This window comes from Sphingomonas astaxanthinifaciens DSM 22298, assembly GCF_000711715.1.
In the GTDB taxonomy this organism is placed as follows: domain Bacteria; phylum Pseudomonadota; class Alphaproteobacteria; order Sphingomonadales; family Sphingomonadaceae; genus Sphingomicrobium; species Sphingomicrobium astaxanthinifaciens_A.
The window spans coordinates 101,932-115,742 of the sequence record NZ_JONN01000002.1; the positions used below are offsets into that span (position 1 = coordinate 101,932).

12 protein-coding genes are annotated in these 13,811 nt (G+C 68.7%); 10 read left to right on the forward strand and 2 right to left on the reverse strand.

Annotation, left to right across the window (positions count from 1 at the left end; translation table 11 throughout):
* The first annotated feature begins 42 nt into the window (after positions 1-42).
* Positions 43-1,719: an acyl-CoA dehydrogenase family protein gene (locus BS69_RS0111515; protein WP_029942100.1), complete on the forward strand. Its 1,677-nt coding sequence runs from the start codon at positions 43-45 to the stop codon at positions 1,717-1,719.
* Between the two features lie 90 nt (positions 1,720-1,809).
* On the opposite strand, the gene BS69_RS0111520 is transcribed toward BS69_RS0111515, so the two are convergent.
* Complete coding sequence (locus BS69_RS0111520; protein ID WP_029942101.1) at positions 1,810-2,163, reverse strand: GntR family transcriptional regulator; 354 nt, start codon at positions 2,161-2,163, stop codon at positions 1,810-1,812.
* 40 nt (positions 2,164-2,203) lie between these two features.
* Entirely contained in the window at positions 2,204-2,791 is a 588-nt protein-coding gene (locus tag BS69_RS0111525; RefSeq protein WP_029942102.1) for a nitroreductase family protein, read from the reverse strand.
* A gap of 124 nt (positions 2,792-2,915) precedes the next feature.
* Here BS69_RS0111525 and BS69_RS0111530 point away from each other — a divergent pair, with 124 nt between their 5' ends.
* From BS69_RS0111530 to BS69_RS0111565, 9 genes are read left to right on the forward strand one after another with little or no spacing between them, the layout of a single operon-like run.
* On the forward strand, positions 2,916-4,556 hold the full coding sequence (locus BS69_RS0111530; RefSeq protein WP_029942103.1) for a peptide MFS transporter: 1,641 nt from the start codon (positions 2,916-2,918) through the stop codon (positions 4,554-4,556).
* A gap of 4 nt (positions 4,557-4,560) precedes the next feature.
* On the forward strand, positions 4,561-5,949 hold the full coding sequence (locus BS69_RS0111535) for an amidohydrolase (RefSeq protein WP_029942104.1): 1,389 nt from the start codon (positions 4,561-4,563) through the stop codon (positions 5,947-5,949).
* 50 nt (positions 5,950-5,999) lie between these two features.
* The gene (locus tag BS69_RS0111540; RefSeq protein WP_051676835.1) at positions 6,000-7,328 is read left to right on the forward strand and encodes an amidohydrolase family protein; all 1,329 of its coding nucleotides are present in this window, start codon (positions 6,000-6,002) and stop codon (positions 7,326-7,328) included.
* A complete protein-coding gene (locus tag BS69_RS0111545; protein ID WP_245605159.1) occupies positions 7,325-7,993 on the forward strand; it encodes an NnrU family protein in 669 nt (222 codons plus the stop codon). Before BS69_RS0111540 ends, BS69_RS0111545 begins: the two co-directional genes overlap by 4 nt.
* Positions 7,994-8,011: 18 nt before the next feature.
* Positions 8,012-9,352 carry a phosphoglucosamine mutase gene (gene glmM, locus BS69_RS0111550; RefSeq protein ID WP_029942107.1) on the forward strand — a complete coding sequence of 447 codons (1,341 nt, stop codon included), beginning with the start codon at positions 8,012-8,014 and terminating at the stop codon, positions 9,350-9,352.
* Entirely contained in the window at positions 9,352-9,555 is a 204-nt protein-coding gene (locus BS69_RS14045) for a DUF1272 domain-containing protein (protein ID WP_084184620.1), read from the forward strand. Before glmM ends, BS69_RS14045 begins: the two co-directional genes overlap by 1 nt.
* A gap of 31 nt (positions 9,556-9,586) precedes the next feature.
* Complete coding sequence (gene thiD / locus BS69_RS0111555; protein WP_029942108.1) at positions 9,587-10,768, forward strand: bifunctional hydroxymethylpyrimidine kinase/phosphomethylpyrimidine kinase; 1,182 nt, start codon at positions 9,587-9,589, stop codon at positions 10,766-10,768.
* Positions 10,769-10,782: 14 nt separating this feature from the next.
* Positions 10,783-13,017 carry a DNA topoisomerase IV subunit A gene (gene parC / locus BS69_RS0111560; protein ID WP_029942109.1) on the forward strand — a complete coding sequence of 745 codons (2,235 nt, stop codon included), beginning with the start codon at positions 10,783-10,785 and terminating at the stop codon, positions 13,015-13,017.
* Positions 13,014-13,811, forward strand: a complete 798-nt coding sequence (locus tag BS69_RS0111565; protein WP_156957018.1) for a thioesterase family protein — start codon at positions 13,014-13,016, stop codon at positions 13,809-13,811. Before parC ends, BS69_RS0111565 begins: the two co-directional genes overlap by 4 nt.

Below are 13,811 nucleotides of genomic sequence, written 5' to 3' on the forward strand. Positions count from 1 at the left end.
CGCTATGGCAAAGTGGAACCAGTCACAAGGGAATGGACGAATATGGCGCTTCGCTGCCCGGTCGAGGAACAGCGCTTCGTGCTCGAGCATGTGGTGCGGATTTCCGAGCTCACCAACGACTCTGACATCGTCGCCGCGGTGCTCGAGGGCGCGGCGCAATATGCCGAAGGCGAGGTCGAGCCCTTGAACCGCGTGGGCGACACGGTCGGTGCGAAATGGTCCCCGGACGGGGTCGCCATGCCCGAGGGTTTCCACGCCGCCTATCGCCAGTTCGTCGAAGGCGGCTGGGGCACGATCAGCGCGCCCGAGGAAGCGGGCGGGCAGGGGCTTCCCTTGAGCCTCGGCGCGGCGGTGATGGAGGACCTGAACGCCGCCAACCTCGCCTTCGCGCTGTGCCCGATGCTGACCATGGGCGCAATCGAGGCAATCGGCGCGCACGGGTCGGACGAACAGAAGCGCGATTATCTACCGAAGATCGTCAGCGGCGAATGGCCTGCGACGATGAACCTCACCGAGCCGCAGGCAGGCTCGGACGTCGGCGCGCTCCGGACCCGGGCTGTGCCCAACGGCGACGGCAGCTGGAAGATCACCGGCTCCAAGATCTACATCACCTATGGCGAGCACGACCTCGCCGAGAATATCATCCACCTCGTCCTCGCCCGCACCCCCGATGCGCCGGCGGGGACGCGCGGAATCTCGCTGTTCCTGGTGCCCAAGATACTGCCGGACGGCAGCCGCAACGACCTTCGCTGCGCCTCGATCGAGCACAAGCTGGGCATCCACGCCTCGCCGACCTGCACCATGGCCTTCGGTGACGAAGGCGGGGCGACCGGCTGGCTGATCGGGCCCGAGCATGGCGGCATGCGCGCGATGTTCACCATGATGAACAATGCGCGCCTCAACGTCGGCCTGCAGGGCGTCGGCATCGCCGAGGCGGCGACCCAGCGCGCGGTCGCTTATGCGCTTGGCCGGGTCCAGTCGGCGCGCGCGGGCGGTCCGGGCCGCGAGCCGGTCGCGATCGAGCAGCATCCCGACGTCCGCCGCATGCTGCTGCGGATGAAGGCGCTGACCATGGGCGCGCGAGCGCTCGCTTATTACGCCTTCGGCCAGATCGACCGCGGACACCGCGGCGACAGGGAAGCCGCCATGCGCGGCGACGTGCTGACCCCGCTGGTCAAGGCCTGGGGCACCGACGTCGGCTGCGAGGTCGCGAGCCTCGGCATCCAGGTCCATGGCGGCATGGGCTTCGTCGAGGAGACCGGCGCCGCCCAATATCTCCGCGACGCCCGGATCGCGCCCATCTACGAGGGCACTAACGGCATCCAGGCCGCCGACCTCGTCGGGCGCAAGCTGGGGCTCGACGGCGGGCTCGCCTTCGACGGGCTGATCGCCGACATTCGCGCCGAGGTCGAAGCGCCGACCCTGTCCGCCTTGGTCGATGCGGTGGAACTGGTCGCCACCACGCTGCGTGCCGCCGAGCCAGACGACCGGCTGGCGGGCAGCTATCCCTTCCTCACCATGTGCGCCGTGCTGACCGCGGGCTGGCTGCTCGAGCGGCAGGCGCGCGCGGCGATCGGCGACACCCCCTTCGCCCGGACCAAGCGCGCGGCGGCGGGTTTCTTCCTGTCGGTGGTCGTGCCCGAAGCGCTCGGGCTTGCGGCGGGGGCGGAAGCAGGGGCCGAGCTGCTCTACAGCGTGCCGGCCGAAGCTTTGCTCTAATCCGAAGGAACAGTCGTTCGCCCTGAGCGAAGTCGAAGGGCGTTAGCGCGAGCGTGCTTCGACTTCGCTCAGCACGAACGAGCCTTTTGGCTAGTTGCGCTCCAGCAACTCGGCCGGATCGATCCCGAGCCGGTCCATCTTGGCGCGCACCGCGGGCCATTCCTCGCGGATGAAGAGGTCGCGTTCGCTGGTCGAGAGGCGTTCGCGCGCGCCCTGGGCCACGAACATGCCGACGCCGCGGCGGACCACGACCAGCCCCTCGTCCTGGAAGCCCTGATAGGCCTTGGCGACGGTCAAAGGGTTGGCGCCCTGCTCGGCGGCGAAGGCGCGGACGCTCGGCAGCGGATCGCCGTCGCGGTAGCGCCCCGAGAGGATCGCCTCGGCGATGATGTCACGGAGCCGGACATAGACCGGCTTGGCTTCGGATCGTCCGCGCAGCGTCATGCTGTCCTAATACGGTGCGGCGCGAAAAGTTGCAAGTGAATTACGGGTTCGGGTTCCACCGCCGGATCACCAGCGCCGGGTCGGGTCGCGGGCGTTCCTCGAGCAGGCGCCCGGGGGTGCCGATGAAGAAGAAGCCGGTGATCCGCTCCTCGGGGCCTTGGGCGAAGGCCGCGCGGACGGTCGGGTCATAGGCCGCCCAGCCGGTGATCCAGCCGCCGACATAGCCATGGGCATGGACCGCATGGAGGAGGTTCATCGCCGCCGCGCCCGCGCTCAGTTCCTGCTCGAAGACGGGGATCTTGTGGCCCGCGACCGGGGCCGAGAGCATCACCACCAGGGACTCGCCGTTATGCGCGAACTCGAGCGCCTTGGCCCGGTGCGCGGGGGTGGCGCCGGGATCATTCTCGTCGAGCGCCTTCATCAGCAGGGCGGCGAAGTCCTCGCGCTGGTCCTTGCCGACGATCACGAACCGCCACGGCGCGAGCTTGCCATGATCGGGAGTCCGCAGCGCCAGCGTGACGATCGCCTCGAGCTCGTCTTCGGACGGGCCGGGGCCGACCATTTCGCGCGGCCGCCCCGAGCGGCGGGTGGCGAGATGGGAGCGGAGCGAGGAACGGTCGTTGAACATGCGTGTGGGCCACATAGGGTTCAGCTTGGCGCGTCACAATGCGCTTGGCAGGCGGCGCTTAATCCTTAAGGTGCCGACACTTTTGCTGGCCCGCGCGCCGGCGTCATTACGGGAATTGCCACGCATGAAGCCCATGGATCTCTGGCAGGAAGGCGACTGGATCGCCGCCATTGCCGTCTTCCTCCTCGTCGTGTTCCTCGCCATCGGCGGCAAGATCGCCGTCCAGAAGGACCCTGAATTCGCCGGCCACCCCAAGGGCCTGTACATGCTCTTCTTCGCCGAGATGTGGGAGCGCTTCTCCTACTACGGCATGCGCGCGCTGCTGATCTTCTACCTGACCAAGCACTGGCTGTTCTCCGACAGCAAGGCGTCGCTGATCTACGGGGCCTATACCAGCCTCGTCTACATCACCCCGGTGCTCGGCGGCTATCTTGCCGACCGCTATCTCGGCCAGCGCAAGGCAGTGCTGTTCGGCGGCCTGCTGCTCGCGGTCGGCCACAGCCTGATGGCGGTCGAGGGCGTCGGTGGGCAGAACGATCCGACCATCAACGTCTTCTGGCTCGCGCTCGCCTTCATCATCGTCGGCTCGGGCTTCCTCAAGGCCAACATCTCGGTGATGGTGGGCCAGCTCTACAAGCTGACCGACGTCCGCCGCGACGGCGCCTACACCATCTTCTACATGGGCGTGAACGTCGGGGCCGCGATCGGTACCATCTTCGTCGGCTATCTCGGCGAGACCCTGGGCTGGGCCTATGGCTTCGGCCTCGCGGGCATCGGCATGCTGCTCGGCCTCATCGTCTTCGTGCTCGGAAAGAAGGCGCTCAACGGCGCGGGCGAGGCGCCTTCGCCGCTCAGCAAGAACAAGGAATTCTCGCTCTACGGCATCGGCATCGCCTCGGTCGCGGTGATCTGGGGCCTCGTCCAGTACCAGGACGTCATCCAGACCCTGCTGATCATTACGGGCGTCGGGCTGCTCGGCTACGTGCTGTTCGAAAGCTTCAAGCTGCCCAAGGAGCCGCGCGAGCGGATGTTCGCCATCCTCTTCCTGATCAGCCTCAATCCCCTGTTCTGGGGCCTGTTCGAGCAGGCGGGCGGGTCGATGAGCATCTTCACTGACAAGTTCGTCGAGCGCGGGGGCGTTCCGGCCTCGCTGTTCCAGTCGATCAATCCGATCTTCATCATTCTGCTCGCGCCGCTGTTCGCGGCCTTGTGGGTGTCGCTCGGCAAGCGCAACGCCGAGCCGTCGGCGCCGGCCAAGTTCGGCCTCGCGCTGGCGCAGATGGGCCTTGCCAACCTCGTCCTCGTGTGGGGCGCGCAGGCTTATGGCGTGGCGGTGATGACCCCGGTCTTCCTCGTCTTCGCTTATTACTTCTTCGCCACCACCGCCGAACTCTGCCTGTCGCCGGTGGGCCTGAGCGCGATGAACCGGCTCGCGCCGCGCTTCCTGGCCAGCCTCATCATGGGCGCCTGGTTCTACATGACCGCGGTCGGCAATTTCGTCGCCGGCAAGATCGGTGAAGCCACCGGCGGCGAAGGCGGCGAGCAAAGCAAGGAGGGGCTGCTGCACATCTACGGCATGTTCGGCTACATCTCGATCGGCGCCGGCATCGTCGTGCTGCTGCTCTCCCCGCTGGTGAAGCGCTGGATGCATCTCGACACGCTCGGCCAAGACGATCTCGCCGGTCGCGACCAACTCGCCGAGAACGAGGCACCGGGGATGTTCCCGCAGGGCGAGACCGCGCCCACCAGCCCGCGCCAGGCCTGACCCGATGCGGGGGGCAATCGGGGTCGCGTTCGCCGCGCTGATGGTGGCCGGCTGTGCCACCACCGGCACGGGGAGCAAGGATGACGGGACGAGGGTCCGGATCGCCGAGGATCCGTTCCCCTCGACCTACCAGCGCTATTCCGGCGCCCCCACGCTCATCACCGGGGTCACCATCCTCGACGGTGAGGGTGGGCGGATCGACAACGGGCAGGTCTATTTCGCCGACGGCAAGATCCAGGCGGTCGGCCAGACGGTCGCCGCCCCCGCCGGCGCGCAGGTGATCGACGGGACGGGCAAGTATGTCACCCCCGGCGTCATCGACATCCACAGCCACCTTGGCGACTATCCCTCGCCGGGCGTCGCCGCGCATGACGATGGCAATGAGGCGACCGCCCCGGCGCGACCCGAGGTCTGGGCCGAACATAGCGTCTGGCCGCAGGACTCGGGCTTCAGCCGCGCGCTGGCCAATGGCGGGATCACCGCGCTGCAGATCCTGCCCGGCTCGGCCAATCTCTTCGGCGGCCGCTCGGTCGTCCTCAAGAACGTCCCCGCGCGCACCGTCCAGGGCATGAAGATGCCGGGCGCGCCCTATGGCCTCAAGATGGCCTGCGGTGAGAATCCCAAGCGCGTCTATGGCGAAAAGGGCGGGCCGGCGACCCGGATGGGCAATATCGCCGTAACCCGCCAGACCTGGATCAACGCCAGGGCCTACAAGCGCAAGTGGGACGAATATGAGAAGAACGGCGGCGATCCGCCCGACCAGGATCTCGCCATGGACACGCTCAAGGGCGTGCTCGAGGGCAAGATCCTCGTCCAGAACCATTGCTATCGCGCCGACGAAATGGCGCAGATGATCGATCTCTCCAAGGAAGCGGGCTACAAGATCAGCGCCTTCCACCATGCGGTCGAGAGCTACAAGATTGCCGACCTGCTGCGGGCCAATGGCATCTGCGCGGCGATGTGGGCCGACTGGTACGGCTTCAAGATGGAAGCCTATGACGCCATCCCCGAGAACATCGCCTTCGTCGACCGCGCCGGGGCCTGCGCGATCGTCCATTCCGACGATCCCAACGGCATCCAGCGGTTGAACCAGGAAGCCGCCAAGGCGATGGCCGCGGGCCGCCGCGCGGGGATTCCGATCAGCGAGGAACATGCCTGGACCTGGCTGGGCATGAACCCGGCCAAGGCGCTCGGCATCTTCGACCGCGTCGGCAGCCTCAAGAGCGGCAAGGACGCCGACGTCGTGCTGTGGAACGGCAATCCGTTCAGCACCTACACCCGGCCCGAGCGGGTCTGGATCGACGGCGCGCTGATGTACGACGCCAATAATCCCAAGCTCCGCCCGGTGAGCGACTTCGAGCTCGGCCAGCCCGGCGAGGGAGACGTGAAGTGAAGCGCGCCCTGCTTTCCACCGCGCTCGCGCTGTTCCTCGCGGCGCCCGCCATGGCCGACACCGTGGTCATCTCGGGCGGCACGGTCGCGCTTGGCGACGGCTCGGCGCCGATCCCCAACGGGCAGGTGGTGATCACCGACGGCCGGGTGGTCGCCGCCGGTGACATCCGGATGAAGCTGCCCGCCGGCACGCGCGTCATCGACGCCACCGGCAAGTGGGTGACCCCGGGGATCGTCGCCGGCTTCTCGCGGCTGGGCCTCGTCGACGTCGATGCGGTCGACCAGACCAACGACACCAGCAGCGACGGGCCGTTCAGCGCCGCGCTCGACGTCGCGACCGCAATCAATCCCAATGCCGCGCCGGTCGCGATCAACCGCGCCGAGGGCATTACGCGCGCCGTCGTCGCCCCGTCGGCGGGCAAGTCGATCTTCGCGGGCCAGGGCGCGCTGATCGACACCGCCGCCGATGCCGACCCCGTCACCCGCGCACGGCTGTTCCAATATGTCGAGCTTGGCGAGCAGGGCGCAGGGCAGGCAGGCGGCAGCCGCACCGCCGCGCACGTCCTCCTCCGCAATGCGCTGCGCGAGGCGCAGCAGGTCGCCGGGGGAGGGGGCAGCAGCCGCGCCGACTCCGGTCGCTCCGCCGGCGGTGCGGGAAGCGACCCGGTCATCGCCAATCCCAACGAATCGCGGTCCTACGAGGCACGCCGCAACCAGGACGTGCTCCTCACCCGCTTCGACGCCCTGGCGCTGGTCCCGGTGGTCCGCGGCCGCCAGATCCTCGCGGTCCATGTCGAGCGCGCGGCCGACCTTCGCCAGGTCATCGCCCTCAAGCGCGAATTCCCCGCGCTTCGGCTCGTGATCGTCGGCGCCGACGAAGGCTGGACCGTGGCCAGTGAGCTTGCCGCCGCCAACATCCCGGTCATCGCCTCGGCGCTGAGCGACCTTCCCGCCCAGTTCGAGAATCTCGCCGCGACGCAGAGCAATATCGGCCGGATGCGCGCCGCCGGGGTGCGGGTCGCGATCGGGACGGTCAACGACGACGAGAGCCGAATGGCCTTTCGCGCCCGCTATTACGCCGGGAACCTCGTCGGCCTGACCAGGGTCCCGCGCGCTTCCGGCCTGAGCTGGGGTGAAGCGCTGAAGGCGATCACGTCCGCGCCCGCCGAGGTGCTCGGCCTCACCGACATCGGCAGCCTCACGCCCGGCAAGCGCGGCGACGTCGTCATCTGGAACGGCGATCCGCTCGACAACATGAGCGCCGCGGAAATGGTCATGATCGACGGGGTCGAGCAGCCGCTCGTCACCCGCCAGACCCGCCTTCGCGACCGCTACCGCGACCTCGAGCGCGGCGCGCTCCCCGAGGCCTACCGGCATTGAGCGCGAGTGCGATGGTCGCGGGCTTCGGCGCCGCCTTCATCGCCACGCATCTCCTCATGTCGCATCCGCTGCGCCAGCCGCTCGCGAAGCGGCTCGGCAATGCGGGCTTCCAGGCGCTCTATTCGGTCATTGCGCTGGTCACCTTCGGCGGCATGGTCTGGGCCCGCAAGGGCGCCGGTCCCGAGCCCTTGCTGTGGCAGCCCCAACCCTGGGCCTGGATCGTCGCTGCGTTCCTGACCTGGTCTGCGGCCATGCTGCTGGTCGGCTCCTTCCGCCGCAACCCGGCGATGGTGACCTTCGGGCCGGGCAGCGAGGTGAAGATCGGTGCGCCGAGCGGCGTGTTCCGCATCACCCGGCACCCGATGATGTGGGGCTTCGCGCTCTGGGCGATAAGCCACATCCTCGTCCATCCCGAACCCTCGGCGATCACGCTCGCGCTGGTGGTGCTGATTATGGCGCTGGCGGGCTCGGCAGGTCAGGACGTCAAGAAACGCCGGCACCTCGGGGTCGCCTGGGAGCAGTGGGTCGCACGGACCAGCTTCATGCCCTTCGGCCGGGGCCTGCACGGGCCGGGCGCCTTCGCCGCGGTCGGCGGGACCCTGCTGTGGCTCGGCGCGACCTGGTTGCACCCAATGCCCGTCGGACTGTGGCAGTGGCTCGCCTGACGCGCTAGGGCGCTCGGCATGGCACGCAAATTCTTCGGCACCGACGGCATCAGGGGCCTCACCAACAAGCCGCCCATGACCGCCGACGTGGCGCTTCGGGTCGGGCAGGCCGCGGGCGCCCATTTCCTGCGCGGCGACCACCGCCACCGGGTGGTGATCGGCAAGGACACGCGCCTGTCGGGGTACATGATGGAAAGCGCGCTGGTCGCGGGCTTCACCAGCGTCGGCATGGACGTGGTCCTGCTCGGACCGATGCCGACCCCGGCAGTGGCGATGCTGACCCGCTCGATGCGGGCCGACCTCGGCGTGATGATCTCCGCCAGCCACAATCCCTTCGCCGACAACGGCATCAAGCTGTTCGGCCCCGACGGCTACAAGCTGTCGGACGACGACGAGATCGCGATCGAGGCGGCGCTCGCGGGCAAGGTCGAACTGGTCCCCGCCGGCAAGATCGGGCGCGCCAAAAGAATCGAGGACGCGCGCGGCCGCTACGTCCATTTCGCCAAGTCGACTTTCCCCGAGCAGCTGCGCCTCGACGGCCTCAAGATCGTGGTCGATTGCGCCAATGGCGCGGCCTATCACGTCGCCCCCGACGCCCTGTGGGAGCTGGGCGCCGAGGTCATTCCGCTGGGCGTCCAGCCCAACGGCACCAACATCAACGACGAATGCGGCTCGACCCACCCGCAGCTCCTGCGCGAGACCGTGGTCGCGAGCGGCGCCGACATCGGCCTTGCCCTCGACGGCGACGCCGACCGGCTGATCGTGGTCGACGAGCATGGCAAGGTGATCGACGGCGACCAGCTGATGGCGCTGATCGCGCTCGACCAGCACCGCCAGGGCCTGCTCAAGGGCGGCGCGGTGGTCGCGACGGTGATGAGCAACCTCGGGCTCGAGCGGCATCTCGCGGCCTCGGGGCTCGGCCTCCACCGGACCAAGGTCGGCGACCGCTATGTCCTCGAAGGCATGCGCGAGCATGGCTGCAACGTCGGCGGCGAGCAGTCGGGCCACATCATCCTGACCGATCATGCGACCACCGGCGACGGCCTGGTCGCGGGGCTTCAGATCCTCGCCGCCATGGTCTCGCAGGGCAAGAAAGCGAGCGACCTCCTCCATCAGTTCGAGCCGGTTCCCCAGCTTCTCCGCAACGTCCGCTTCGCCGCCGGCGCGCCGCTCGACGATGCGCGCGTCCAGTCGGTCATCGCGGGGGCCGAGCAGCGCCTCGACGGGCGCGGGCGCCTGGTCATCCGCAAGTCGGGGACCGAACCGTTGATCCGGGTCATGGCCGAGGGCGACGACGCGGCCGAGGTCGAGGAAGTCGTGGCCGAGATCTGCGCCGCGGTCGAAGAGGCGGCCGCCTGATGCTGGCGATGAAGATCGCCTGCGAGCGCTGCGTGGAGCCGCTACCCGCCCAGTTGCCGGGGGCATTCATCTGTTCCTACGAATGCACCTTCTGCAGCCCCTGCGCCGAAGCCCTCGACGAGCGCTGCCCCAATTGCGGGGGCGAATTGCTCGACCGGCCGACCCGGACGAAATCATCCGAGGCGCGGGTCGCGAAATCTTAAGGGAGGGGGTGGCAGTGCGGAGACCGACCCCATGACCGAGCAGCGCACCCCCCGAATCCTGATCATCGCCGGCTCCGACAGCGGAGGCGGGGCGGGGATCCAGGCCGACATCAAGACCGTCACCATGCTCGGCGGTCATGCGATGACCGCGATCACCGCGGTGACCGCGCAGAACAGCCTCGGGGTCGACGCGGTCCACCCCGTTCCCGCCGAGATCGTGCTCGCGCAGATCGAGTCGGTCATCGCCGACTTCGGCGTCGACGCGATCAAGATCGGCATGATCGGCTCGGCCTTCACTGCGCGGATGGTCGCCGACCGGCTTGAAGCGCTGGAACCGCGCGTGCCCCTGGTCTTCGATCCGGTGATGGTCGCCACCACCGGCGCCGCGCTCGCCGACGACGCCACCATCGCCGCCTTCGGGCGACTGATGGACCTTGCCACCATCACCACGCCCAATCTTCCCGAGCTCGTCCGGCTGACCGGCAAGGAAGACCCGGTCGAAGGCGCGCTGGGCCTCGTCTCCGCGCATCGCTGCGCGGTGCTGGTCAAGGGCGGTCACGACGAGGGCGAAGCGGTCGCCGACGCGCTGATCGAGGAAGACAATCTCACCAGCTGGCAGGGGACGCGGATCGAGACCCCGCACAGCCACGGCACCGGCTGCACGCTCGCCAGCGCGATCGCGGTCGGCCTGGCGCAGGGCAAGCGGCTCGCCGACGCGGTCGCAGTCGCCCGCCAGTTCGTCCGGCTCGCCTTGCTCGAGGCGCCGGGGCTTGGGCAGGGGCACGGGCCGATGGGGCATGGCCGGGTCCGGCTCGATGTCGGCGGGTCGCCCCGCCTCAACCAGGTGACGGTGACCGGCAAGGATTATGCCGCGCAGGTCGCCTTCTACCGCAAGCTCGGCCTCACCCAGATCGTCGACAGCCCGGTCAACGGCTATGCCCGCTTCGAGACCTTTGGCGGGGCGACCTTCTCGGTCCAGATCGACCCCGACGAGGATATCTCGCCGACCACCGCCGTCTATTTCGAGTGCGATGACCTCGACAACCGGGTCGAGGCGCTCGCCCGCAGCGGCCTCGTCTTCGAGCATGGCCCGCGCGACCAGCCCTGGCTGTGGCGCGAGGCGCGGCTGCGCGATCCCGCGGGCAATATCGTCTTCCTCTACCGCGCCGGCGAAGCCCGCCGCTTTCCCCCGTGGCGAATGGCCGAGGGCTGAGCTAACACCGGGCCATGCAGCCCAGTGAAACCGAGATCGAGGTCCCGTTCGACGCCGCTCTGTCCGAGCGCTATCTCGTCTATGCCCTCTCGACCATCACCGCCCGCTCGCTGCCCGACGTCCGGGACGGGCTGAAGCCGGTCCACCGCCGGCTGCTGTGGGCGATGCGGCTGCTCCGCCTCGATCCGGCCGGCGCCTACAAGAAATCGGCGCGCGTGGTCGGTGACGTCATCGGCAAATATCATCCGCACGGCGACCAGTCGGTCTATGACGCGATGGTCCGCCTGGCGCAGAGCTTCGCGCTTCGCTACCCGCTCGTCGACGGACAGGGCAATTTCGGCAACATCGACGGCGATAACGCCGCGGCCTATCGCTACACCGAAGCCAAGCTGACCACGATCGCGGCCCAGCTCATGGCCGGGCTCGACGAGGGGACGGTCGACTTCAAGCCGACCTACAATGGCGAGGAGGAAGAGCCAGAGGTCTTCCCCGGCCTGTTCCCCAACCTCCTCGCCAATGGCGCGAGCGGCATCGCGGTCGGCATGGCGACTAGCATCCCCCCGCACAACGTCACCGAACTGATCGACGCGGCGATGCACCTCATCGACAATCCCGGCGCCGAGACCCGCGACCTGATGGATTTCGTCGCCGGACCCGACTTCCCGACCGGCGGGCTGGTGGTCGACGCGCGCGAGACCATCCTTGCCGCCTATGAGAGCGGCCGCGGCAGCTTCCGGCTGCGCGCCCGCGCGGCTCAGGAGAAGGAGAAGGGCGGGGGCTGGGACCTCGTCGTCACCGAAATTCCCTATGGCGTGCAGAAGGCCAAGCTGATCGAGCAGATCGCCGACCTCATCGCGACCAAGAAGCTGCCCATTCTCGCCGACGTCCGCGACGAAAGCGCCGAGGATTTGCGCATCGTGCTCGAGCCGAGAAGTCGCACGGTCGATCCGGCGCTGCTGCTCGAAAGCCTCTACCGGCTGACCGACCTCGAGGTGCGCTTCCCGCTCAACCTCAACGTGCTCGACCAGCATCGGACGCCGGGCGTGATGGGGCTGAAGGGCTGCCTCACCGCCTGGCTTCAGTTCCAGATCGAGGTGCTGCTCAACCGATCGCGCACGCGGGTCGGCAAGATCGAGGACCGGCTCGAGCTGCTCGACGGCTTCCTCGTCGCCTATCTGAACCTCGACCGGGTGATCGAGATCATCCGCACCGAGGACGAGCCCAAGGCGGTGATGATGGCCGAGTTCGGCCTCTCCGACCGCCAGGCCGAGGCGATCCTCAACATGCGGCTGCGCAGCTTGCGCAAGCTCGAGGAGATGGAGATCGCCAAGGAACGCACCGCCTTGGCGAAGGAGCGTGAAGAGCTGCTCGCGCTGATCGACAGCCCGAGGAAGCAGCGCAACCGCCTCAAGAAGGACCTCGAAGGCGTCAAGGCGAAGTTTGGCGACGCGCGCCGCACCACGATCGAGGAAAAGGCGCTCGCCGCCCGCGCCGAGATCGACTGGTCGGCGATGATCGAGAAGGAGCCGATCACCGTCATCCTCTCGGCGCGCGGCTGGATCCGCGCGATGAAGGGCCATCTCGCCCCGACCGAGTTCGAGACGCTCAAGTTCCGCGAGGGCGACGAACTCTGGGGCAAGCCGCTCCACGCCCAGACCACTGACAAGATCCTGATCGCGGGCGAGAACGGGCGCGTCTACACGCTTGGCGGTGACAAGCTTCCGGGCGGGCGTGGCTTCGGCGAGCCGGTGCGCCTGTCGATCGACCTTCCTGCCGAGGTCGAGATCGCCGCCATGCTGGTGGTCAAGCCCGCCCACCGCCTGCTCACCGCCTCGAGCGACGGCCGCGGCTTCGTCACCTCGGGCGAAGCGGTCATTGCCGAAACCCGCAAGGGCAAGCAGCTGATGAACCTGCGTGAGGGCGCGAAGCTGCAGGTGCTGCGCCCGGTGCCTGAGGGCGCCGATGCGGTCGCGGTGATCGGCGACAATCGCAAATTGCTCGTCTTCAACCTCGCCGAATTGCCCGAAATGGGCCGCGGCGCGGGCGTCCAGCTCCAGCGCTACCGCGACGGCGGGCTCGCCGACGTGACCGTGCTCAGGGCCGCCGATGGGCTGAGCTGGAGCATGGGCGGCGAGTCCGGCCGCACGCGCAGCGAAACCGACTTGACCCCGTGGCGCGCGATCCGCGGTGCGAGCGGGCGGATGGCCCCCCTGGGCTTCCCCCGCGACAATCGCTTCCAGGGCGAGTGAGCGGGACGGACATGGGCTCGCCGACCCTCGCCGAGGTCGTGGCGGCAATCGCCGGCGACCCCCTGACCATCGACGCCCCGCCCAGCTGGAGCCAGGGCCGCACGCTCTATGGGGGCATGACCGCGGCGCTCGGCTGGGCGGCGGCGGCGCGCCTGCTTCCCGACCTTCCGCCGCTGCGCTCGGTCCATGCCGCCTTCGTCGGTCCCGCCGCCGGACGCCTGACCCTCGTCCCCGAGGTGCTGCGCCAGGGCAAGTCGGCGACCACAATCGGGGTCGACGTGCGCGGCGAGCAGGGGCTGGCGGCGCGCCTTACCTTCTTCTGCGGAAGCCCGCGCGCGAGCAAGGTTTCGCACGAGCGGGTGACCGCCCCGGCCGCGCCACAACCCGACGACCTGCCTGCGGTACTCGGGAGCCGGCAGGGGCCGACCTTCGCCGCCAATTACGACATCCGCCATGTCTCGGGCGGACTGCCCTACAGCGGGGGTGCGCCCGAATTCCTGATGTGGGCCCGGATGAAGGAGGCGGGCGGGGCCGACCCGCTCGTCTCGCTGATCGCGCTCGCCGATGTCCTCCCGCCGGCCTCGATGCCGGTGTTCCCCGAGCCCGGGGTCATCAGCACCTTGAGCTGGAGCTTCGATCTCGACCGCCTGCCCGAGGACGCCGGTGCCTGGTATCTCGCCAGTGCCACTGCCGAGACCACCGCCGACGGCTATTCGCGCCAGGCGATGGACCTGTGGGACATGGCCGGGCGGCGGGTGCTGGCGGGCCGGCAGACGGTCGCCATCTTCGTCTGA

Bases quoted from the DNA above. Each gene is read 5' to 3' on its own strand.
- BS69_RS0111515 (WP_029942100.1), top strand. From the start codon at position 43: ATGGCGCTTCGCTGCCCGGTCGAGGAACAGCGCTTCGTGCTCGAGCAT.
- thiD (WP_029942108.1), top strand. From the start codon at position 9,587: ATGACCGAGCAGCGCACCCCCCGAATCCTGATCATCGCCGGCTCCGAC.
- glmM (WP_029942107.1), top strand. From the start codon at position 8,012: ATGGCACGCAAATTCTTCGGCACCGACGGCATCAGGGGCCTCACCAAC.
- BS69_RS0111530 (WP_029942103.1), top strand. From the start codon at position 2,916: ATGAAGCCCATGGATCTCTGGCAGGAAGGCGACTGGATCGCCGCCATT.
- parC (WP_029942109.1), top strand. From the start codon at position 10,783: ATGCAGCCCAGTGAAACCGAGATCGAGGTCCCGTTCGACGCCGCTCTG.
- BS69_RS0111520 (WP_029942101.1), bottom strand. From the start codon at position 2,163: ATGACGCTGCGCGGACGATCCGAAGCCAAGCCGGTCTATGTCCGGCTC.
- BS69_RS14045 (WP_084184620.1), top strand. From the start codon at position 9,352: ATGCTGGCGATGAAGATCGCCTGCGAGCGCTGCGTGGAGCCGCTACCC.
- BS69_RS0111540 (WP_051676835.1), top strand. From the start codon at position 6,000: ATGGCCGACACCGTGGTCATCTCGGGCGGCACGGTCGCGCTTGGCGAC.
- BS69_RS0111535 (WP_029942104.1), top strand. From the start codon at position 4,561: ATGCGGGGGGCAATCGGGGTCGCGTTCGCCGCGCTGATGGTGGCCGGC.
- BS69_RS0111525 (WP_029942102.1), bottom strand. From the start codon at position 2,791: ATGTTCAACGACCGTTCCTCGCTCCGCTCCCATCTCGCCACCCGCCGC.